The following is a 20,966-nucleotide window of genomic DNA, read 5'->3' on the forward strand; positions in this document are numbered from 1 at the left end:
GCCCGTTGCCGCAGTCCTGTTTTGCCTTTTGGATGGGTTGACCCGCACCCCTGATGCGGCCAATTTCGCCGCCGGTTTGGGGAGTACAACAACCATGAAACGGACGATTTTCGGCGTGGCCGCGGCTATTGCTCTGGCGGCGTCGGCACCTTGCGCTCAGGCGCAATCCTTCATCAACGTGCTGACCGGCGGCACCTCGGGCGTCTACTATCCGCTCGGGGTCGCGATCGGGAAGATCTACGGCGAGAAGATTCCGAACGTGAAGACGCAGGTGCAGGCCACCAAGGCGTCGGTCGAGAACCTGATCCTGCTGCAGCAGGGCCGCGGCGAGCTGGCGTTCACGCTGGGCGACTCGCTGAAAGCCGCCTGGAACGGCGAGGAGGAGGCGGGCTTCAAGACCAAGCTCGACAAGCTGCGCACGATCGGCGCTATCTATCCGAACTATATCCAGATCGTCGCCACCGCCGAGAGCGGCATCAAGACGCTGGCCGACCTCAAGGGCAAGAGCCTGTCGGTCGGCGCGCCGAAGTCGGGAACGGAGCTGAACTCGCGCGCGATCCTCGGCGCCGCCGGCATGAGCTACAAGGATCTCGGCAAGGTCGAATATCTGCCGTTCGCCGAATCCGTCGATCTCATGAAGAACCGGCAGCTCAACGCCACGTTGCAATCAGCCGGGCTCGGCGTCGCCTCGCTGAAGGACCTGTCGACCTCCAGCCCGATCACGGTGGTGTCGGTGCCGAAGGAGACGGTGGACAAGATCGGCCCGCCCTTCGTTTCCGCGGTCATTCCGGCCAACACCTATAGCGGCCAGGACAAGGACGTGCCGACTGCGGCCGTGATCAATTATCTCGTCACGAACTCCGCCGTGTCCGACGATCTCGCCTACCAGATGACCAAGCTGGTCTACGAGTCGCTGCCCGAGCTCGTCAACGCGCATGCGGCGGGCAAGGAGATCAAGCTCGAGACGGCGGCCAATGGCAGCCCGGTTCCGCTGCATCCCGGTGCGATCCGCTATTACAAGGAAAAGGGGCTGATCAAGTAGCACAGGAGTCATGGCCGGGCTTGCCCCGGCCATCCATCCTCCAGGACTCATCTTTCGATCGATGCCCGGGTCAAGCCCGGGCATGACGATTTCAGGGCGCGGGAAATATGATATCGCAGGCACAGGCTACCGAGGCCCCCATCAAGGTCGAGTTTGACAATTTCGAGCATGGCTTCCCCGAAGGCTTTGGTCCGGGCAGGTGGGGCCAGCTCGCCTATTGGATCGGCATCGCCTTTGCGGTGTTCCAGCTCTATGTCGCCGCCTTCAACTATCTGCCGAGCCAGGTGGTGCGCGGCGTCCATGTCGGTTTCCTCGTTCTGCTCACCTTCGGCCTGATCGCAAACTTCACCGCGAGAAGCGATTTGGGCCGCGCGGCCGGCTGGGTGATCGGCGGCGCCGGCTTCTACTGCGGCCTCTATCAGTGGATCTTCTATGCCGACCTGATCGCGCGCGACGGCGATCCAACGCGGCTTGATCTCGTGGTCGGCACGCTGCTCGCGGTGCTGATCTTCGAGGGCACGCGGCGGCTGATGGGCGCGGCGCTGCCGCTGATGTGCGGGGCTTGCCTGGTCTACTGGTTCTTCGGCCAGTACCTGCCGTCGCCGCTCAATCACCGCGGCTACGATTTCGACCAGGTCATCACCCATCTGTCGTTCGGCACGGAAGGCTTCTACGGTGTGCCGATCTACGTCTCGGCCACGTACATCTTCCTGTTCATCCTGTTCGGCTCGTTCCTGGAACGCGCCGGCATGATCCAGCTCTTCACCGACGTCTCGCTCGGCCTGTTCGGCCGCACCCGCGGCGGACCTGCCAAGGTTGCGGTGTTCGCCTCGGGCATGATGGGCACGATCTCCGGTTCGGGTGTCGCCAACGTCGTCACCGTCGGCCAGTTCACGATTCCCTTGATGATCAGGTTCGGCTATCGCCGCGCCTTCGCCGCCGGCGTCGAGGCGACGGCCTCGATGGGCGGACAGATCATGCCGCCGGTGATGGGTGCGGTCGCCTTCATCATGGCGGAAACGCTTGGCGTTCAGTACTCGGAGATCGTGAAGGCGGCTGCGATCCCCGCAATGCTCTATTTTGCCTCGGCCTTCTGGATGGTGCATCTGGAGGCCGGCAAGCATGGCCTCGTCGGCATGAAGCGCTCGGAGATCCCGAGCGCCTGGAAGGCGCTGGTGGCGCGCTGGTATCTCGTGCTGCCGCTCGCCGCGCTCGTCTACATGCTGTTCGAGGGCTTCACGCCGCTCTATGCCGGCAGCATGGGCCTTGCGCTGACCGTGACGCTGATCCTCGGCACCGCCGTCACGACGGGCGCCTCCTCGAATGTGATCCGCTACATCTTCTGGATCGGGCTCGCGCTCGTCGTCGCCGCGCTGTCGCGCGACGGCCTCCAGATCGTGCCGGTTGCTACGGTCGTGGTCGGCCTGATCGTGATCACGGCGTTCGTCCGTGGAGGTTTTGCGGCGCTGCGCGCCTGCCGCGATGCGCTGGCCGAGAGTGCAAAATCGGCCATCACGGTCGGCATGGCCTGCGCCATCGTCGGCGTCATCATCGGCATGATGTCGCAGACCGGCGTCGGCACCATCTTCGGCGGCTGGGTGATCGGGCTCGGCGAGAAGAGCCTGTTCCTGGCGCTGGTCATGACCATGCTGCTGTCCATTCTGCTCGGCACCGGCATTCCGACCATCCCGACCTACATCATCACCGCCGCGCTTGCCGCGCCGGCGCTCGCGAAACTCGGCGTGCCCCTGATCGCGAGCCACATGTTCGCGTTCTATTACGGCATCATGGCCGACCTCTCGCCGCCGGTGGCGCTGGCCGCGCTCGCGGCCGCACCGATCGCCAAGGAGAATCCAGACAAGATCGGCTGGGAGGCGATGCGCATCGCGCTCGCCGGCTACGTCATCCCCTTCATCTTCGTCTATTCGCCCGCCCTGATGCTGCAGGCTGGCGATCCCATGGCGGCCAAGCTCGGCTTCTATGGCGCAGTGGCGCTGGCGAGCCTGAAGGCGCTGGTGGCGATCGGCTTGTTCGGCATGGTCGCGATCGGGTTCCTGTTCACACGGCTGACGCTGATCGAGCGCCTGGTCGCGCTCGGCGGGGCGTTCTGCCTGCTCGGCGAATTCCCCTTCAGCGACACTGCAGGCTTCGTGCTCGCCGCTGCGCTCGTGCTGTGGCAATGGCGGCAGCGTCCGTCGGCGCCCGTCGAGGCCGTGTGAGCCTCTGCCTCGCAACGGCAGGCTCCGTGAAGGCGCTGGCGATGTCCGCGTTCACGCTTGTATGGACGCATTCGATCGCAAAGGTCGATTGGCAGGAAGACTGGCGTGTCACGCCCGCCGGCCTCGAACTGGTGCAGGCCCGCGTCAAGGGCACCGGCCCCGGCATGGAGCCGCCGTCCGAGGCGCGGCTGGTCGACGGCTGGTTTCAATGGCGGCCGCAGCGTGCTCCGACGCCGGAGGTCGTGCTTGGCAATTCGGGCGCGGCGGGGGAGTGGCGGCTGTGCGTTGACGGACAATGCCGGACGCTTTCGGAGATTGTCGGCCATCCCATTGGTGCTAACGTCACCAAGATGAGCATCTGTAAAGAACCGTAGCCGGATGGAGCGCAGCGAAATCCGGGGGCGGCGGTCCCGGATTGCGCTGCGCTCCATCCGGGCTACAAGAAGAATAAGCAGGGAGACATACGATGGATCGGCTCAGGGGCAAGGTTGCGATGGTCGTGGGCGCCGGCTCGATCGGTCCGGGCTGGGGCAACGGCAAGGCGACCGCGGTGACCTTCGCGCGCGAGGGCGCGCAGGTGTTCTGCGTCGATCGCAACGGCGCGGCCGCCGAGGAGACCGCGAAGATCATCACCGACGAAGGCGGCAAGGCGATCCCGTTCACGGCCGACGTCTCGCGGCACGCCGAGATCGAGACGATGGTGGCAGAGTGCCTGAAGGCCTATGGCCGCATCGACGTGCTCGACAACAATGTCGGCATCGCCGAGATGGGCAGCGTGGTCGAGGTGAGCGAGGAGAGCTGGGACCGCGTCTTCAACGTCAACCTCAAGAGCGCCTATCTCGCCATGAAGCACGTCATCCCCGTCATGGTGAAGCAGGGCGGCGGCTCGATCATCAATATCTCCTCGATCGCCTCGATCCGCCACATGGGCATCTCCTACGTCACCTACGGCACCTCGAAGGCGGCCATGAACCAGATGACGCGCACCACCGCGATCGAGTTCGCGCGTCATCATGTCCGCGTCAACGCGATCCTGCCCGGCCTGATGAAGACGCCGATGGTGGAGCATTCCGCCGGCCTCGCCGCCAGCTACGCCAAGGGTGACGTCGAGGCGATGTGGCGTGCGCGCGACGCGCAGGTGCCGATGGGTCATATGGGCGATGCCTTCGACGTCGCCAACGCCGCGCTGTTCCTCGCCTCGGACGAGTCGAAATACGTGACGGGGATCGAACTCGTGGTCGACGGCGGGATCACGTGCAAGGCGGGAGCGTAACCACCGCCTCACCCTCTGCTGCCGAAAGCTATTGCGCCAGCGCCAGGATGCCGCCGGCAAAGGCGTGCCACACCGCCGTCTCGCTGATCGGCCAGTTCAGCACCTTCACTGCCAGCAATGCGAGCGTGCCGTAGATATAGACAGGATGCACGCGGCCCTCGGTGCGCCAGTCGCGGACCATGGCGACGACGAGCAGAAGCGAGGCGACCACGGCCGGCGCGATGGTGACCGGCACCGGCGGCGGGCCGGGCGGTCCCGGAGGCGCAAGGAAGGTCAGGAACCAGCGCGCGATCGCCGCGTCCAGGATCGAAACGGCGGCAAGCAGCATAAGCCGCCTGTGAATATCGGGCTTTCGCGTGTTCATGATCGCCAGCACGAACATCAGTGCGAAGAACGCGATCCCGCTCATCGGCACGATCGAGAAGGTGATGCCGGCGTCGGCCTGCCCGAGCGCGGCAGCGTTCTTCATCGAGCTGACCGAGGCAAGGAAGCCGAAGATCGTCATCGCGGTGGCGAGCGAGACACCGGCGATCCCGAGCGCGCGATGATTGACCACGCGGCCGGAAGCCACGAGCCAGGTCTGGAGCACGAAGTAGAGTGTCCAGGTGAAGAACAAGAATCCGTGAAAATGAATCACGGGGCTCGCGGAGAGCGCACCACGGGCGAGCGGCATCCAATAGGTCGGCGCGAAGCCAAGAAACGCAGTGGCCGCGCAGGCCAGGGACATGTTCAGATAAAAGTATCGTGCAGGCGACGCATCTCGCGCGCGGACACGACGGTCGTCGATCAGGGTCGTCATCTGGGGTGAGTCTGCGAGGGCGGGCTTTGGTTCAATCCGGCCGTTCACCGTATGGTGCCGTCCCGGATCGTTGCGCGCTGTTGCGTGCTTGCCGGACCGGCGAGAATCATCCCCCTGCGCTCAATTCTGCGCGATCGAGCTCCTCCTCCAGCCGGTGAAACGCGTCGTCGCCGATCACCTCGGTGGCGCGGAGATCGAAAATCGATCTGCGTGCGGCCTCGATGGCGCGGCGGCGCAGGTGATCCGCAGGCAGCTCGCCATTGGCGATGCCGCCGTTGGGATCGTTTTCGGCCTGCATCAGGATGGCGCGATATTCGAGCCGCAGGATTTCGGCCTCTTCCGACGGATCGCCTTCAATTGCATCGAGCGCGGCGCGATAGGCGACCGCGCGTCCGCGCGCGACCTCGATGCCGACCGGATCGTCGTCCTCGAGGCGGAAGGCGATGATCAGCGGCCGCAGCGTCAGGCCCTGGATCACCAGCGATCCCAGCACCACCGCAAACGCGATGAAGACGATGAAGTCGCGATAGGGGAAGCTCTCCGGCAGGGCAAAGGCTGCAGCGAGCGTGACGAGGCCGCGCATGCCGCACCAGGAGATGATCAGGCCGCCCTTGGCCGAGGCAATCTGCTTCGGATCCTTCGGACGATAGATCCCTTGAGCGACCAGCACACGCAGCGTCGTGCGATAGAATGTCACCCAGAACAGCCGGACCAGCACCACGGTGAGGAGGATCGAGGCGGCGGCCACGCAATATTCCCAGCGCACGTCCGCATCCAGCCGCGCCCAGATCGGCCGCATCTGCATGCCGATCAGCATGAAGGCGAGCACGTTGAGCACGAACACCATCGTTTCCCAGACCGCATAGGACGGCACGCGCAGCCGTGCCGGGATGCGCGCCGGCGCGGTCCGTGCAACCGTGATGGCATAGACCACGATCGTGAGGATGCCGGAGAGGCCGAGATGCTCGGCGGCGATCCAGACCATGAACGTGGTGGCGAACTGCACGATGATCGCGCTTGGCGCCTCCGTCACCCGCTCCATGAACAGCGGAATGATCCGGCCTGCGACGAGGCCCGCGATGACGCTGCCGACCAGCACCAGCGCCATGGTCGGCGCAACCTGGCCCCAGGTCAGATGCTCGGTGGCAACGGCGCCGACGGCAATGTGATAGATCAGGAGTGCGCTGGCATCGTTGAGCAGGCTCTCGCCCTCCAGTACCTTGACCATGCGATGGGGCAGCTTCACCTGGCTCAGGATCGCGACGGCAGCGGCTGCGTCCGGCGGGGCGACAATCGCGCCGAGCGCAACCGCGGCGGCCCAGGGTATGTCGGGCATCAGCCGGTGCGCGACGAAGGCGACGCCGGCCGTGGTCAGGCCGACCGCGGCGACGACCAGGGTCGAGACCGGAACCCAATTGTTTCGCAGATCGCGCAGCGAGGTGTCGTAAGCGGCGTCGAGCAGGACAGGTGCAACAAAAAGCGCCAAGGCCAGGCCGGGCTCCAGCGTCCAGGACGGGCTGGACGGCACAAATGCGATCAGCGCGCCGCCGATGGCGAGAAAGGTCGGGTAGGGGACCTTGATCCGTCGCGCCAGCGCCGATAAGCCAACGGCGCCGAGCAGAAGCGCGATGATCCATTCGAATGTCGACACGATGATCCCCGAACCCGATTTGAGCGGCGCCACAAGCTAGCACCAATCCGGCCGCATGATGGATGATGCGGCTGCAAGGCAAGAGCTCAAGGCAAGAACTCAAGGCTAGAGCTTACGCAAGACCTCAAGACAACTTTCCGATTTGAAACGAGCATGCGTTTTCTCAACCACTTGTTCGGCGCATGGCTGCTCTACGGCCTCTCGCTTGCGTCGGTCGATGCTGCGACCGGCGGCGAGCCGGTTGCGGTGGTGCAGGTCGATCTCGAGTCCTGCCTCGCGGCCACCGCGGCCGACGACCTGGACAAGGCAGCCACGGCCTGCGCCGCCGTGATCGACAATGAGAAGACGGCGAAGGCGGACCTGATCAAGGCCCTGATCGCGCGCGGCGCGCTCTATGCGCGGCACGACCAAGTCGACCGTGCCATCGCTGACGACAGCCGTGCTCTCCTGCTTGATCCGACCCTTGTGGATGTCTTCAACGCGCGGGGGGAACTCTGGCTCAAGAAGGGCGACAAGCCCAAGGCGGTGCAGGATTTCGGCGCCGCGCTCAGGATCGATCCGAACCACGAGAAGGCCAAGGCAAATCACAAGGCGATGGCACGCGAGCTCGAGCGGATCGGCGCGCAGATGGCGATCGCCGGCAAGCCCAGTTTCAATTGCGCGCGAGCACGCCGGGCGGTGGAAAAGGCGATCTGCGGCAATCGCGAACTCGCCGACCTCGATAGGGAGATCTTTGCATCGAACGCCCGCGTGATCCGCGAGGCGCGCAATGCCGGTGAAGCGAAGGCGCTCCAGCGCGAGCAGGATGAGTTCATCGCGCGCCGCAATGCCGATTTCGGCCGACCGGGATACGACCTGAAGAAGGCCATGCAGGAGCGGCTGCAACGGCTCAACGGCGTGGATGGGTATTGAGGTGTGCCGCCTCTCCTGCGGCTGGGCGACGGAGAGAGGCGCCGGTGCCCTGACAACCCCTCTTTGAACCCATCCATTGCCGGCAGCGACAATGGTGAGAACCCGATGTCATGGAGCTCTGTAACATGTGCGGCATTCGAGCCACCGCGCAAACGCATCCGCCTCGCAAAATCTCGCTTCGCGCCCTCTTCCTTGGCGCGGCAATGAGTCTTGTTCTCGCTCCGGCCGCTGCGAGCACCGAGTGCGTGCTGGGCAGCAAGGCTGACCCGGCCGAGCTGATCTCGGCATGCAGCGTCATCATCGACCAGGCCTCAAATCCGACCACTGATCGCAGCGCGGCTCTCGTCGTCCGCGCCGAAGCCAACGCGCGCACCTCGGCTGGCCTCACGCGGGCGCTGCGCGATCTTGATCGCGCCATCGCGCTCGACGGCAAGAATGCAAAGGCCTGGCGCCTGCGCGGCGACATCTTGCGGGAGGCCGGCGGCGATCTCAATCGCGCTGCGGCGGATCTCACCAAGGCGATCGAGCTCGATCCCGAGGATGCGGAGGCTTATGAGACGCGCGGCGTCGTCTACACCAGTCAGCGCCGACTCGACCGGGCGCTGGCGGATTACGATCAGGCGATCAAGCTGAGGCCGGATGATGCGCAGGCCTGGTCCGACCGCGGCGTGGCCTATTATCTCGGCGGCGACAACGAGAAGGCGATCAGGAATTTCGATGAGGCGCTGCGGCTCGATCCCAGCCGCGCGCGAACCTACACCAATCGCGGCGCGGCCTATAAGAAGCTCGGCCAGCTCGACAAGGCAGTCGCCGACGACGGGGAGGCGATCAGGCTCGATCCGAAGGTGCCGGAATATTATGACAACCGCGGCCTGACCTATGCTGCGATGGGGGAGTACGACAAGGCGATCGCCGATTACGACCAGGCGATCCGGCGGGAGCAGCGCGCCAACTTCCTGACCAATCGCGGCGATTCCTACCAGTTCAAGGGCGAGCTCGGGGCTGCGCTGAGCGACTACGAGGCTGCGCTGAAACTCGATCCGAACTTCGCCAAGGCGTACAACAACCGCGCCGTGCTCTACAAGAAGATGGGGGAGCGCAAGAAGGCGCTGGCCGACTACGAGACGGCGCTCAAGCTGGACCCCGGCAACGAGAATGCCGCGAACGGCCGCCGCAGCATGATCGCCGAGATCGCCAAGTTCGGCGCGGCAACGCCAGGTCCGATACATGCGCGCTCGGCGGACGATAGCGGCCCGTCGTTCGATTGCGCCACGGCCAAACGCGAGGTCGAGAAGGCGATCTGTGCCGATCCGCAGCTGGGCGTGCTCGACCGCCAGATCGCCGAGACCTATGAACGTGTGCTGAGGACCTCGAAAGGACGTTCCGCGGGCGACCTGCGCAAGACCCAGCGCGCCTTCATCGCCACCCGCAACGCCAGCTTCGGCCGTCCCGGCTATGATCTGAAGAAGATCATGCAGGATCGCCTGCAGCGGCTGAACGCCGTGGGAAGCTGAGGGCCGATTCTTGTCCCTCGCCCCGTAAGAACCGGGAGAGGGAGATGACCCGTTCTTTCAGCTTGAACCGCGGCCCATTCCCGGGAAAATACCCGCCAAAGAAGCCGGCAATTGATCCTGATCATGGCGGGACGTTCGTCCGGTCGTCAGGTCAAGGCCAGCGAAAAAAGGGAATGGGAGCGCGGGAATGAACGTCCAGGGCGAGAGTCTCTATCACAAGGTCCACGCGCGTTCGCTGGCCGATCCCGAAGGATTCTGGTCCGAGGCGGCCAAGGAGATCGACTGGGTCGAGTCGCCGAAAAAAATCTTCGACCCCTCGCAAGGAACCTACGGCCGCTGGTTCGCCGGCGGTGTCGTCAACACCTGCTACAACGCGCTCGACCGCCATGTCGAACGCGGCCGCGCCGACCAGCTCGCGCTGATCCATGATTCGCCGCTGACCAATTCGGTCACAAAGCTCACCTACGCGGAGTTGCTGAACGAGGTGCAGGCGCTTGCCGCCATCATGCACGATTTTGGCGTCGCCAAGGGCGATCGAGTCATTCTGTATATGCCGATGGTGCCCGAGGCGGTGGTTGCGATGCTCGCCTGCGCGCGGATCGGCGCGGTGCACTCGGTGGTGTTCGGCGGCTTCGCCGCAAAGGAGCTTGCCACTCGCATCGACGACGCCCAGCCGAAGCTTATTCTCTCCGCGAGCTGCGGCATCGAGCCGGGCCGCATCGTGCAGTACAAGCCGTTGCTCGACGAGGCGATCAGGCTGGCCGGCAGCAAGCCGAAGGCCTGCATCGTGCTGCAACGTCCGCAGCTCACCTGCGATCTGACCGCAGGCCGGGACTATGATTGGGCGAGCCTGCGCCGAAAGGCGCTGAACGACGGCAAGAAGGCTCCCTGCGTTCCCGTTGCCGCCACCGATCCGCTCTACATCCTCTACACCTCGGGTACGACGGGCATTCCGAAAGGCGTCGTGCGCGACAATGGCGGGCACCTCGTTGCAGTGAAATGGTCGATGTTCAACCTCTATGGCGTCAAGCCGGGGGAAGTCTGGTGGTGCGGCTCCGACATCGGCTGGGTGGTCGGCCACAGCTACATCGTCTACGGGCCGCTGTTCCACGGCGCGACCACCATCATGTATGAGGGCAAGCCGGTTGGCACGCCCGATGCCGGCGCATTCTGGCGCGTCATCAGCGAGCACAAGGCCGTCGCCTTCTTCACGGCGCCGACCGCATTCCGCGCGATCCGGAAAGAGGATCCGGAAGGAAAATTCATCCGGCAATATGATCTCACCAAGTTCCGCACGCTGTTCCTCGCCGGCGAGCGCGCCGATCCGCCGACGGTGGAATGGGCGGAGCAGCAGCTGAAGGTGCCGGTGATCGACCATTGGTGGCAGACCGAGACCGGCTGGTGCATCGCCGGCAATCCGGTCGGGCTCGGCATGCTGCCGGTGAAGCACGGCTCGCCGACGGTGCCGATGCCGGGATACCAGGTCGACGTGGTCGATGAAGCGGCCAAGCCGGTAGGTCCCAACACCATGGGCTCGATCGTCATCAGGCTGCCGATGCCGCCGGGCTGCCTGCCGACGCTGTGGAATCAGGACGAGCGCTTCAAGGAGGCCTATCTCAGCGAATTTCCCGGCTATTACAAAACGTCCGATGCCGGCTACAAGGACGACGACGGCTATGTCTTCGTCATGGGCCGCACCGACGACATCATCAACGTCGCCGGGCATCGGCTCTCCACCGGCGGCATGGAGGAGATTCTGGCCTCGCATCCCGACGTCGCCGAATGCGCCGTGCTCGGCGTCAAGGACGCGATCAAGGGCGAGGTGCCCTGCGGCTTCCTCGTGCTCAAGGCCGGCGTGAAACGCGCGCCCGCCGAGATCGAGAAGGAGATCATCGCATTGGTGCGCGACAAGCTCGGCCCGGTCGCCGCCTTCAAGCTCGCCATCACCGTCGGTCGCCTGCCCAAGACGCGCTCCGGAAAGATCTTGCGCGGTACCATCAAGAAGATCGCCGACGGCGAGTCCTGGACCATGCCGGCGACGATCGAGGACCCCAAGGCGCTCGAGGAGATCGGGGAGGCCCTGAAGGGGCGGGTGTGAGTTTGCTCTTCCGTCATGCCCGGGCTTGACCCGGGCATCCATCAATGAGCAAGCAATTGCCTTGATTTCGATGGATTGCCGGGCCAAGCCCGGCAATGATGAATGAGACGGGACGACCAATGTCAGCCAAGCTCGCGCAGTATGGGGCAATCTCCCTGCTAGCCCTCGCACTCGCTGCCTGCTCCGCGCGCTACCAGACGCCGGTGGCGGTGGGCGGCGACGACGATGACGCGGTCTGCCAGGGCCGGGGCTATGCGCAAGGTTCGCCGGAATACGTGGCCTGCCGGAAGGATCGGGACGTCCAGCGCAATGCCGCCGTCGCCCGCGCCGACCGCCGCCAGCGCGATCTCGGCGAATACATGCTGAACAATCCCGTGCGGCCGTGATGTGAGCCGCGGCACTATGGTGCTGCGCCACGCGCCCATTCGTCAGGCTTTCCGTGACACAATTGCAACGCCGCGGCCAAATCGTGGCGCGCTTGTCCTGATTTGATCGGCGTCAAATCCTTCACGCCCCCCTTTCTGCTCTGACGCTCGTGTCGCGCGACGATGCGCGAGAGATGGCTGAAGGGGATTGAAATGCATAGAACGACGAGAAACCTGGCGCGGCTCGCCACAATTGGCGCGATGCTCGTGGGCACTCTTGCCTCGGCGCAGGCTGCCGATCTGCCGGTCTACAAGAAGGCGCCGCCGCCGGTGGAGGCGTTCAATCCGTGGATGATCCGCCTGCGCGCGCTGGGCGTGTTGCCCGATGGCGGCGGCAGCAGCGTCACCGTGGCGGGCGTGCCTTCGCTCTCGTCACCCAATTCCGGCCTCTCGATCAGCGATCAGGTCGTCCCCGAGCTCGACATCAGCTATTTCTTCACCAAGAACATCGCGGCCGAGCTGATCCTGGGTGTGACCCGGCATTCGATCAGCGGCACCGGCTCGCTGGCGAACCTGCCGATCGGCAAGACCACGCTGCTGCCGCCAACGCTGACGCTGCAATATCACTTCGACAATTTCGGCGCGTTCAAGCCCTATATCGGTGCGGGCGTGAACTACACCGTGTTCTTCAACAATTCCGCCGCGAATGTGCCTGCCGCAATCGCCGGTCCCCCCGCGATCGTCGCCACCACCACCAACCTGCACGTCAGCAACGCCTGGGGCGGCGCCGTCCAGTTCGGCTTCGATTACATGATCGACCGGCACTGGGGTCTCAACGTCGACGTCAAGAAGCTCTGGCTGCGTCCGAACTACAGCGCGACCGTCAGCGGGTTGCCGGTCACCGGCACCGCGCACATCGATCCGTGGCTGGTCGGCGCGGGCGTGACGTACAAGTTCTGACGTGACGCCCGAACCAGGGCGCACAAACAAAAACGCGGCTGGTGTCCCTGCCGCGTTTTTTCTTTGCCTTCGATGCGAATGAAGAGGAGCCTTACTCCTCCTCGTCTTCGTGCTTCTTGCCGCCGAGCGTCTTCAGCTTGGCGAACACGGCGTCCACGTTGAGGTCGTCGCTGGACTTCTCCGCGGGCTCGTACTCGTCCTTGCGGGTGGTCTCGGAGGCCGGCAGCAGGGTGGCGCCGCCATAGGCCGCGTCGATCGGCTTTTCCTTGGCGGCGCGCTGCACCTCGAAATCGAGCTCGATCTGCGAGCAGAGGCCGAGCGTGACCGGATCGATCGGGGTCAACGCCGACGTGTTCCAATGGGTACGGTCGCGCACGCTGGCGATCGTGCTCTTGGTGGTGCCGACCAGGCGCATGATCTGGGCGTCCTTGAGCTCGGGGTGGTTGCGCAGCAGCCAGAGGATGGCGCTCGGGCGCTCGTGGCGGCGCGACACCGGGGTGTAGCGCGGTCCCTTGCGCTTGGGCTGGGGCGGCAGCACCACCTTGCTCTCCTGGAGGCGGAGCCGGTAGTCCGGGTTCTTCTCACCCTTCTCGATCTCCTCGCGGGTCAATTGGCCGTTGGAGAGGGGATCCATGCCCTTGATGCCCTGGGCCGCGTCGCCGTCGGCGATCGCGCGCACCTCGAGGGGATGCATCTTGGTGAAATCGGCGACCTGGTCGAAGGTCAGCGCGGTGTTGTCGAGCAGCCAGACGGCGGTCGCCTTGGGCATCAGAGGTGCGTTGCTCATGGCAAATCTCCTTTGTGCTTCGCCCACCCCTCTGGAGGCGAAACCGGTAGTCATCAACGATGACAGGGAATTCGCGTTATATAAGCCGGGAGGGGGTAGCCACGCAATGGTTCCGCTATAGATAGTGCCTTGACACCGCCCGAAAGGGGGCCCAATTCCCTTTGAACCGCTGTAAGGTTCAAGCCGACAGTTTTAAGCCCCAATCCATCCATCGACCGCCCCCTGCCACAAGGCGAAACGGGCGATTCGGTCACGAGATCGCTCAATGTCAGCCAAACCAGACCTCAAGATCGTGCTTTGTTCTCCCCGCGGCTTCTGTGCCGGGGTGGTCCGGGCGATCGACACCGTGGAGCGGGCGCTCGATAAATACGGCGCCCCCGTCTATGTTCGCCACGAGATTGTGCACAACAAGTATGTCGTCGACGGGTTGAAGAAGAAGGGCGCCATCTTCGTCGAGGAGCTGGCAGAGATCCCGGAAAACACCAGCGCTCCCGTGGTGTTCTCGGCGCACGGCGTGCCCAAATCGGTTCCGGCCGACGCCCAGTCCCGCAACCTGTTCTCGCTGGATGCGACCTGCCCGCTGGTGACGAAGGTGCACCGCGAGGCCGCGATCCATTTCAAGCGGGGTCGCGAGATCTTCCTGATCGGCCACTCCCATCATCCCGAGGTGGTCGGCACGCTCGGCCAATTGCCGCCCGGCGCCGTTACCCTGATCGAGACCGCCGAGGACGCCAAGACCATCACGCCGAAGGACCCCAACAACCTCGCCTTCGTGACCCAGACCACGCTCTCGATCGACGACACCGCGGAGATCGTCGCGCTGCTCAAGGAGCGCTTCCCGAACATCAACGGGCCGCACAAGGAAGACATCTGCTATGCGACCACCAACCGCCAGCTCGCGGTGAAGAAGGTGGCGCCTGTGGTGGACGCGCTGATCGTGGTCGGCGCGCCCAACTCGTCGAACTCGCAGCGCCTGCGCGAAGTCGCCGAGCGAGAGGGCTGCAAGATCGCGGTGCTGGCGCAGCGCGCAACCGACCTCGACTGGAGCAGGTTCGAGAACATCAAGAGCCTCGGCATCACCGCGGGCGCGTCGGCGCCGGAAGTCATCGTCGAGGAGATCATGGACGCCTTCGCCGAGCGCTTCACGCTGCATGTGGAGACGGTCTCGGCCGCGGAAGAAAACGAGTTCTTCCCGCTTCCGCGCCAGGTGCGCCCCGAAGCCGCCGCCGAGTGATCGTTCATGGCGGTCTACACCGACGTCGCCGCCGACGAGCTTGCGGATTTCCTGAAACAGTACGATCTCGGCGAATTGCTCTCCTACAAGGGCATCGCCGAGGGCGTCGAGAATTCCAACTTCCTGCTGCACACCGGCAAGGGATCATTCATCCTCACGCTCTACGAGAAGCGCGTGGCGAAGAACGATCTGCCGTTCTTCCTGGCGCTGATGACGCATCTTGCCGAGCACGGCGTCAATTGCCCGCTGCCCGTGAAGGGACGCGACGGCGAGGCGCTGCGCGAGCTCGCAGGCCGGCCCGCCGCGATCATCACCTTTCTCGAAGGCGTCTGGCCGCGCAAGCCGAATGCGGCGCATTGCGCCGGCGTCGGCGAGGGGCTGGCAAGGATGCATCTGGCCGGCGCCAGTTTTGCAATCCGGCGCGCCAATGCGCTCTCGGTTTCCGGCTGGCGGCCGCTGTTCGATGCGGCTTCGAACCGCGCCGACGAGGTGCAGCCGGGCCTGCGCGACTTTCTTGCCGCCGAGCTCGATCATCTCTCGAGCGGGATCTGGCCCACCGATCTGCCGGAAGGCGTCATCCACGCAGATCTCTTCAACGACAATGTCTTCTTTCTCGGCGACAAGCTCTCGGGGATCATCGACTTCACCTTCGCCTGCAACGACATGCTGGCTTATGACGTCGCCATCTGCCTCAACGCCTGGTGCTTCGAGCCGGATCATTCCTTCAACGTCACCAAGGCGCGCGCCTTCCTCAACGCCTATGGCCGCGTGCGAAAGCTCACCTCGGCGGAAGAGGCGGCGCTGCCGCTGCTGGCGCGCGGCGCCGCGATCCGTTTCCTGCTGACGCGGCTGGTCGACTGGCTCAACGTGCCGCCGGGCGCGCTGGTCAAGCCAAAGGATCCTCTGGAATATGTCCGCAAATTGCGCTTCCACCAGAGCGTGGCGAGCGCACGCGACTATGGGCTGATGCCATCGGGGCTGCTGGCGTGAGCGAGCGTCCCAATGTCACGATCTATACCGATGGCGCCTGCTCGGGAAATCCCGGCCCGGGCGGCTGGGGCGCGATCCTGAAGTTCGGCGACAAGGAAAAGGAGCTGAACGGCGGCGAGCGGCATACCACCAACAACCAGATGGAACTGATGGCGGCGATCTCCGCGCTCGAAGCGCTGAAGAAGCCGTGCACGGTCGATCTCTACACCGACAGCCAGTATGTCCGACAAGGCATCACGGGCTGGATCTTCGGCTGGAAGCGCAACGGCTGGCGCACCGCCGACAAGAAGCCGGTGAAGAATGTCGAGCTGTGGCAGCGCCTGGATGCCGCGCTGAAGCAGCACGAAGTCCGCTGGCACTGGGTCAAGGGCCATGCCGGCCACCCCGAGAACGAGCGGGCCGACCAGCTCGCCCGCGACGGCATAGCCATGGCGCGGTTGCAGCAGCGGGTGACGGAGTAGGTGTCATTCCGGGGCTCGCCCTGCGCGCGCCCCGGAATGACCAGAGTCTTACAGCTGCCCCAGCAGCGTATCCCCGCCGGAGACCTCGACCTTGCCGGGCATCGCCTCGAGGTTCAGCTTCTTGACCACGCCGTCCTCGACCAGCATCGAATAGCGCTTGGAGCGGATACCGAGGCCGTTGGCGGAGGCGTCGAGCTCCATGCCGATCGCCTTGGTGAAGTCGGCATTGCCGTCGGCGAGGAAGACGGCCTCGTCGCGCTGGTCGGTGTCGCGCTTCCAGGCGTTCATGACGAAGGCGTCGTTGACGGAGACGATGGCGATGGTGTCGATGCCCTTGTCCTTCATCGCATAGGCGTTGAGGAAGATGCTCGGCAGATGCATCTTGTGGCAGGTGCCGGTGTAGGCGCCGGGCACCGCGAACAGCGCCACCTTCTTGCCCTTGAAGATATCGTCGGTGGTCTTCACCTGGGGACCTTCCGCCGTCATCACGCGGAATTTCGCCTCGGGCAGCTTGTCGCCAATCTGGATCGCCATCGTCACTCTCCCTGGAAATCGGTCCCGCGTTTTAGACCTTGAAGCGGGCCTGCACAATATTGCCTGCCGCGGAAGCAGCAAGGGGCGCCCCGGCGTTCACGGTCAGGTCAGCCGGCAAAGCCGCCTCCGTCCAGGAAAGCCTGTTCGTCCGGCAAAGTCTCGCGGCCAAGAATGCTGTTGCGGTGGGGAAAGCGGCCGAAGCGGCGGATGATATCCGCGTGGTCCCGGGCGTATTTCAGGCTCTCGGCGTCGCCGGCGCGTTCGAAGAGCGCAACGCAGTGCTCCTGGTCCGCCAGGTGCTCGGAATGCATGAAAGGCATGTAGAGGAATTCGAGCAGGGCCGGCTCGATCCTGCGATCGGCGCCCCGTTCGATGGCGCGACGGGCAACGTCGCGCGCCAGCGCATCGCTGGCAAAGGCTTGGGGCGTGCCGCGGAACATGTTGCGCGGAAACTGATCGAGCAGAATGACGAGTGCCAGCGCCCCATCGTCGCTCGCCTCCCAGGCCGCCAGTTCCCCGGCGGCCGCCTTGTGCCAGAGCGCGAGAAAGCGGCGCCTGATTTCCGCGTCGAAAGCCTCATCGCGCGCGTACCAACGCTCGCGGCCGGCCTCGCGCCAGAACGCGAGAATGCCGGCCGGGCCAACGTCGTCCGGGTCGGTCATGGACCGGAGGGCAGACTTACGCCGCCTCCGCCTTCTTCTCGTCGCGGAGCTGCCGGCGCAGGATCTTGCCGACGTTGGTTTTCGGCAGGTCGTTGCGGAATTCGATGTGCTTGGGCACCTTGTAGCCGGTGAGCTGCTCGTGACAGAACTTGATCACCGCCTCGGCAGTGAGGTTCGGGTCCTTCTTCACCACGAAGGCCTTCACCGCCTCACCCGACTTGGAATCAGGGATGCCGATGACGGCGCATTCGAGCACGCCCGGATGGCTCGCGATCACTTCCTCGATCTCGTTCGGATAGACGTTGAAGCCGGAGACCAGGATCATGTCCTTCTTGCGGTCCACGATCTTGGTGTAGCCCCGCTCGTCCATGATGCCGATGTCGCCGGTGCGGAAATAGCCGTCCGCCGTCATGACCTTGGCGGTCTCGTCGGGCCTGTTCCAGTAGCCCGACATCACCTGCGGACCCTTGGCGCAGATCTCGCCGGGCTGACCGAGCGGGACTTCGTTGCCATCATCGTCGCGGATCGAGATCCAGGTCGAGGGCACGGGAATGCCGATCGATCCCGAAAACTCGGTCGCGGTCGCGGGATTGCAGGTCAGGGTCGGCGAGGTCTCCGACAGGCCGTAGCCTTCGGCGATGAAGCAACCGGTGATCGCCTTCCACTGGTCAGCGACGGGGCGCTGCACCGCCATGCCGCCGCCGTTGGAGATCTTGAGCTTGGTGAAATCGAGCTTCTTGAAATCGGGGTGCTGCATCAGCCCGTTGTAGAGCGTGTTCACGGCCGGGAAGCTGTTGACCTGGTATTTCGCCAGCTCCTTGATGAATCCGGGAATGTCGCGCGGGTTGGGGATCAGGAGATTGCAGCCGCCGGCGCGTACCGCGAGCAGGTAGCAGGCCGTGAGCGCGAAGATGTGATAGAGCGGCAGCGCGCACACGACCATGAGCTGATCGACATGCGGCGGCGCCGCGAGCGCCGGCTGGAGCCAGGCGTCGTTCTGCAAGACGTTGGCGACGATGTTGCGGTGGAGCAGGGTGGCGCCCTTGGAGAGGCCGGTGGTGCCGCCGGTATATTGCAGGAAGGCGACGTCGCCCGGCGACAGCTTCGGCTTGTTGAAGGTCATGCCGCGGCCGGCCGAGACCGCGTCATTGAAGGACACGGAGCCAGGCAGCGACCAAGCCGGTACCATCTTCTTGATGCGGCGGACGACGAGGTTGACGATCACGCCCTTGAAGCCGAGCAGGTCGCCCATGCTGGCGACGATGACGTGCTTGACCTGCGTCTTCGCGATCACCTGCTCGACCGTGTGCGCGAAGTTCTCCAGCACGATAATGGCTTCGGCGCCCGAATCCTTGAGCTGGTGCTCGAGCTCGCGCGGGGTGTAAAGCGGGTTGACGTTCACGACAGCATATCCGGCGCGCAGCACGGCAGCGGTCGCGACCGGGTATTGCAGGACGTTCGGCATCATGATCGCGACGCGGGCGCCGCGCTGGAGTCCACGGCCCTGCAGGTAGGCAGCGAGCGCAACCGACATCTGGTCGAGGTCGCGATAGCTGATCGACTTGTCCATGCAGATGAATGCCTTGCGGTCGGCGAACTTGGTGAAGCTCTCCTCCAGCAGGTCGACCAGCGATGCATATTGGGTCGGCTCGATATCGGCAGGCACGCCGGGCGGATATTGTTTGAGCCAGATGCGCTCCATGGAAGACTCCCCTCATTGACCAGAGCCCGTTGTGTCTCGGGCTTGCCTCATTGCCGCCAGTATCCAGCCTGCCGGAACGGGTGGCAAGCCGTTGTGGCTTAGGGCAAAGGTCGGGGCGTCGCTACTGGAATCGTCACAAACCGTAGCTGCGCGGGTGCGAGGCAGCCTGCGGTTTTTATTTCTGGGCGGCGTTAACTGTTGTTGGCCGGCTTGGCGGCAGCGGCGGGCTTCGTCGCGGCCTTGGGCTTGGCAGGCTTCGCCGCCTGATCGCTCGCCGCAGGCTTCTCGGCGGGCTTCGCCGCCGCATCCTGCTTGGTTGCGGCATGCTTGGGCGCTGCCGGCTTGGCTGCGGCCTTGGTGTCACCCTTGGTGTCACCCTTGGCGCCGCTCTTCGCTTCGGACTTGGCTTCAGATCTGGCTTCGGGCTTGAGCTTGGTATCCGGCTTCGTCGCCGCCGTCTTGGTGTCCTTGCCGGCGTCCTTGCCTCCGTCCTTGCCTCCATCCTTGGGCTTGTTGGCGACGCGCGACTTCTTGCCGCGTGGTTTCGACGCTGCCTGCTTGTCGGCGTCGGCCGCGACTGCGGCGATCAGCGCCGTGCCGGTGCGGGTCGGGCCCGTATAGACCAGCACGGGCTCGGTTGGCGTCGGGGCCGAGGCCATCAGCTCGGAGGCTCTCATCAGCGGCGGCTGCAGACCTGCCGTGAAGAACGTGACCTGGGCCTCGCCGCCGGTGGCCGAGGCCGATCCGGGCGCTCCGCCATTGGCGGCAATCAGTGCACCGTCGTCGTCGCTGGCCGGCCGCTTGCGGTGCGGACCGCACATCTCGTCGCGCAGGTTCGGTGGCGTGGCGTCGACGGGCACGAGATTGTCGACGGTGCCGAGCGAGGGCCTCAGCCAGGTGAGATTGTCCTGAGTGAAGCCGCGCTCCAGCAGCTGCGCAGCCTTCACGGCGCGCGCGGTGCCGGAACTGGCGCCGAGCACCACCGCGATCAGCCGGCGCCCGTTGCGCGTCGCTGATGCCACGAGATTATATCCGGAGGCGCAGATGAACCCGGTCTTGAAACCGTCGGCGCCGGGATAGCGGCCGATCAGCTTGTTGAAATTGCCGGTGACGCGCTTGCCGAAGCGGATTGCCGGGATGTGCACGAAGTATTCGTATTCCGGAAGATCCCGCAGGAACGCGCGCGCCAGAATGCCGAGATCGCGCGCCGACGTGATCTGGCCGTCGGCGGGCAGGCCGTTCGGATTGACGTAGCTCGTCTGCGTCATGCCGAGCTTCCGGGCGGTGTCGTTCATGATCGCGGAGAAGCCGTCGACCGAGCCGCCGACGCCTTCGGCGAGGACCACGGCCATGTCGTTCGCAGACTTGACCATCATCATCTTCAGCGCGTTGTCGACCGTGACCTGCGTTCCCGGCGGGAAGCCCATCTTCGAGGGCGATTGCGAGGCTGCAACCGGCGACACCGTGAGCAGCGAGTCCAGCGTGAGCCTGCCGTCCTTGACCGCCCTCAAGGTCACGTAGGCGGTCATGATCTTGGTGACGGAAGCGGGGTACCAGGGAATGGTCGCGTTGTCCGCTTGCAACACCTTGCCGCTGTCTGCCTCGATCAGCAGCAGCGCTTCGGCACTTGCCGCGCGCGGCGCGAGCAATGCGGTACATGCGATGCCCGCGGCGAACAGGTTGAACAGCGATCTGCGAAGCAGCGGGCGAAGGGCGTGCACTATCCGATTTCCGGTCCTTGGAGATCCGCCCGGGGGGCGGGT

General features: G+C 64.8%; 19 protein-coding genes. 12 read left to right on the forward strand and 7 right to left on the reverse strand.

Features of this window, described 5'->3' with window-relative positions; all coding sequences use genetic code 11:
- The first annotated feature begins 94 nt into the window (after window positions 1–94).
- From K408_RS0114140 to K408_RS0114155, 4 genes are all read left to right on the forward strand, one after another.
- A complete protein-coding gene (locus tag K408_RS0114140) occupies window positions 95–1,042 on the forward strand; it encodes a TAXI family TRAP transporter solute-binding subunit (RefSeq protein ID WP_024339017.1) in 948 nt (315 codons plus the stop codon).
- Between the two features lie 107 nt (window positions 1,043–1,149).
- Entirely contained in the window at window positions 1,150–3,261 is a 2,112-nt protein-coding gene (locus K408_RS0114145) for a TRAP transporter permease (RefSeq protein ID WP_024339016.1), read from the forward strand.
- Window positions 3,222–3,635, forward strand: coding sequence for a DUF1850 domain-containing protein (locus tag K408_RS0114150; protein ID WP_035698080.1), 414 nt, complete (start codon window positions 3,222–3,224; stop codon window positions 3,633–3,635). The genes K408_RS0114145 and K408_RS0114150 overlap by 40 nt, the downstream gene beginning before the upstream one ends.
- 92 nt (window positions 3,636–3,727) lie before the next feature.
- Window positions 3,728–4,534 (forward strand): SDR family NAD(P)-dependent oxidoreductase, encoded by an 807-nt coding sequence (locus K408_RS0114155; RefSeq protein WP_024339014.1) that lies wholly within the window; start codon window positions 3,728–3,730, stop codon window positions 4,532–4,534.
- A 28-nt stretch (window positions 4,535–4,562) separates the two neighbouring features.
- Here the strand turns inward: K408_RS0114155 and K408_RS0114160 are convergent, their stop codons facing one another.
- Both K408_RS0114160 and K408_RS0114165 read right to left on the reverse strand, forming a co-directional pair.
- Window positions 4,563–5,333, reverse strand: coding sequence for a hypothetical protein (locus tag K408_RS0114160; protein WP_024339013.1), 771 nt, complete (start codon window positions 5,331–5,333; stop codon window positions 4,563–4,565).
- A 106-nt stretch (window positions 5,334–5,439) separates the two neighbouring features.
- The gene (locus tag K408_RS0114165) at window positions 5,440–7,017 is read right to left on the reverse strand and encodes a cation:proton antiporter (protein ID WP_155248394.1); all 1,578 of its coding nucleotides are present in this window, start codon (window positions 7,015–7,017) and stop codon (window positions 5,440–5,442) included.
- A gap of 120 nt (window positions 7,018–7,137) precedes the next feature.
- On the opposite strand from K408_RS0114165, the gene K408_RS0114170 reads away from it, so the two are divergent.
- From K408_RS0114170 to K408_RS0114190, 5 genes are all read left to right on the forward strand, one after another.
- Window positions 7,138–7,896 (forward strand): tetratricopeptide repeat protein, encoded by a 759-nt coding sequence (locus tag K408_RS0114170; RefSeq protein WP_024339011.1) that lies wholly within the window; start codon window positions 7,138–7,140, stop codon window positions 7,894–7,896.
- A gap of 125 nt (window positions 7,897–8,021) precedes the next feature.
- Window positions 8,022–9,410: a tetratricopeptide repeat protein gene (locus K408_RS0114175; RefSeq protein ID WP_024339010.1), complete on the forward strand. Its 1,389-nt coding sequence runs from the start codon at window positions 8,022–8,024 to the stop codon at window positions 9,408–9,410.
- Window positions 9,411–9,597: 187 nt separating this feature from the next.
- Window positions 9,598–11,508: a propionyl-CoA synthetase gene (locus K408_RS0114180; protein ID WP_024339009.1), complete on the forward strand. Its 1,911-nt coding sequence runs from the start codon at window positions 9,598–9,600 to the stop codon at window positions 11,506–11,508.
- Window positions 11,509–11,627: 119 nt separating this feature from the next.
- Window positions 11,628–11,894, forward strand: coding sequence for a hypothetical protein (locus K408_RS0114185; protein ID WP_024339008.1), 267 nt, complete (start codon window positions 11,628–11,630; stop codon window positions 11,892–11,894).
- Window positions 11,895–12,086: 192 nt separating this feature from the next.
- A complete protein-coding gene (locus K408_RS0114190) occupies window positions 12,087–12,833 on the forward strand; it encodes an OmpW/AlkL family protein (protein WP_024339007.1) in 747 nt (248 codons plus the stop codon).
- Between the two features lie 91 nt (window positions 12,834–12,924).
- On the opposite strand, the gene K408_RS0114195 is transcribed toward K408_RS0114190, so the two are convergent.
- Complete coding sequence (locus K408_RS0114195) at window positions 12,925–13,620, reverse strand: DUF1013 domain-containing protein (protein WP_024339006.1); 696 nt, start codon at window positions 13,618–13,620, stop codon at window positions 12,925–12,927.
- Window positions 13,621–13,885: 265 nt separating this feature from the next.
- Here K408_RS0114195 and ispH point away from each other — a divergent pair, with 265 nt between their 5' ends.
- From ispH to rnhA, 3 genes are read left to right on the forward strand one after another with little or no spacing between them, the layout of a single operon-like run.
- On the forward strand, window positions 13,886–14,854 hold the full coding sequence (gene ispH / locus K408_RS0114200; protein WP_024339005.1) for a 4-hydroxy-3-methylbut-2-enyl diphosphate reductase: 969 nt from the start codon (window positions 13,886–13,888) through the stop codon (window positions 14,852–14,854).
- 6 nt (window positions 14,855–14,860) lie between these two features.
- Window positions 14,861–15,844 carry a homoserine kinase gene (locus K408_RS0114205; RefSeq protein WP_024339004.1) on the forward strand — a complete coding sequence of 328 codons (984 nt, stop codon included), beginning with the start codon at window positions 14,861–14,863 and terminating at the stop codon, window positions 15,842–15,844.
- Entirely contained in the window at window positions 15,841–16,305 is a 465-nt protein-coding gene (gene rnhA / locus K408_RS0114210; protein ID WP_024339003.1) for a ribonuclease HI, read from the forward strand. Before K408_RS0114205 ends, rnhA begins: the two co-directional genes overlap by 4 nt.
- Window positions 16,306–16,353: 48 nt before the next feature.
- On the opposite strand, the gene K408_RS0114215 is transcribed toward rnhA, so the two are convergent.
- From K408_RS0114215 to K408_RS0114230, 4 genes are all read right to left on the reverse strand, one after another.
- On the reverse strand, window positions 16,354–16,839 hold the full coding sequence (locus K408_RS0114215) for a peroxiredoxin (RefSeq protein WP_024339002.1): 486 nt from the start codon (window positions 16,837–16,839) through the stop codon (window positions 16,354–16,356).
- 107 nt (window positions 16,840–16,946) lie between these two features.
- Window positions 16,947–17,501, reverse strand: coding sequence for a DUF924 family protein (locus tag K408_RS0114220; RefSeq protein ID WP_024339001.1), 555 nt, complete (start codon window positions 17,499–17,501; stop codon window positions 16,947–16,949).
- Window positions 17,502–17,517: 16 nt separating this feature from the next.
- A complete protein-coding gene (locus K408_RS0114225; RefSeq protein WP_024339000.1) occupies window positions 17,518–19,203 on the reverse strand; it encodes a long-chain fatty acid--CoA ligase in 1,686 nt (561 codons plus the stop codon).
- A 191-nt stretch (window positions 19,204–19,394) separates the two neighbouring features.
- Complete coding sequence (locus tag K408_RS0114230) at window positions 19,395–20,924, reverse strand: D-alanyl-D-alanine carboxypeptidase family protein (RefSeq protein ID WP_024338999.1); 1,530 nt, start codon at window positions 20,922–20,924, stop codon at window positions 19,395–19,397.
- Window positions 20,925–20,966 lie beyond the last annotated feature (42 nt).

It is taken from the genome of Bradyrhizobium sp. in8p8 (genome assembly GCF_000426845.1).
Taxonomy (GTDB): domain Bacteria; phylum Pseudomonadota; class Alphaproteobacteria; order Rhizobiales; family Xanthobacteraceae; genus Bradyrhizobium; species Bradyrhizobium japonicum_C.

Coding starts and splice junctions, on each gene's coding strand:
- K408_RS0114140 (WP_024339017.1), top strand. CDS start 95: ATGAAACGGACGATTTTCGGCGTGGCCGCGGCTATTGCTCTGGCGGCG.
- K408_RS0114145 (WP_024339016.1), top strand. CDS start 1,150: ATGATATCGCAGGCACAGGCTACCGAGGCCCCCATCAAGGTCGAGTTT.
- K408_RS0114150 (WP_035698080.1), top strand. CDS start 3,222: ATGGCGGCAGCGTCCGTCGGCGCCCGTCGAGGCCGTGTGAGCCTCTGC.
- K408_RS0114155 (WP_024339014.1), top strand. CDS start 3,728: ATGGATCGGCTCAGGGGCAAGGTTGCGATGGTCGTGGGCGCCGGCTCG.
- K408_RS0114160 (WP_024339013.1), bottom strand. CDS start 5,333: ATGACGACCCTGATCGACGACCGTCGTGTCCGCGCGCGAGATGCGTCG.
- K408_RS0114170 (WP_024339011.1), top strand. CDS start 7,138: ATGCGTTTTCTCAACCACTTGTTCGGCGCATGGCTGCTCTACGGCCTC.
- K408_RS0114175 (WP_024339010.1), top strand. CDS start 8,022: ATGTGCGGCATTCGAGCCACCGCGCAAACGCATCCGCCTCGCAAAATC.
- K408_RS0114180 (WP_024339009.1), top strand. CDS start 9,598: ATGAACGTCCAGGGCGAGAGTCTCTATCACAAGGTCCACGCGCGTTCG.
- K408_RS0114185 (WP_024339008.1), top strand. CDS start 11,628: ATGTCAGCCAAGCTCGCGCAGTATGGGGCAATCTCCCTGCTAGCCCTC.
- K408_RS0114190 (WP_024339007.1), top strand. CDS start 12,087: ATGCATAGAACGACGAGAAACCTGGCGCGGCTCGCCACAATTGGCGCG.
- K408_RS0114195 (WP_024339006.1), bottom strand. CDS start 13,620: ATGAGCAACGCACCTCTGATGCCCAAGGCGACCGCCGTCTGGCTGCTC.
- ispH (WP_024339005.1), top strand. CDS start 13,886: ATGTCAGCCAAACCAGACCTCAAGATCGTGCTTTGTTCTCCCCGCGGC.
- K408_RS0114205 (WP_024339004.1), top strand. CDS start 14,861: ATGGCGGTCTACACCGACGTCGCCGCCGACGAGCTTGCGGATTTCCTG.
- K408_RS0114215 (WP_024339002.1), bottom strand. CDS start 16,839: ATGGCGATCCAGATTGGCGACAAGCTGCCCGAGGCGAAATTCCGCGTG.
- K408_RS0114220 (WP_024339001.1), bottom strand. CDS start 17,501: ATGACCGACCCGGACGACGTTGGCCCGGCCGGCATTCTCGCGTTCTGG.
- K408_RS0114225 (WP_024339000.1), bottom strand. CDS start 19,203: ATGGAGCGCATCTGGCTCAAACAATATCCGCCCGGCGTGCCTGCCGAT.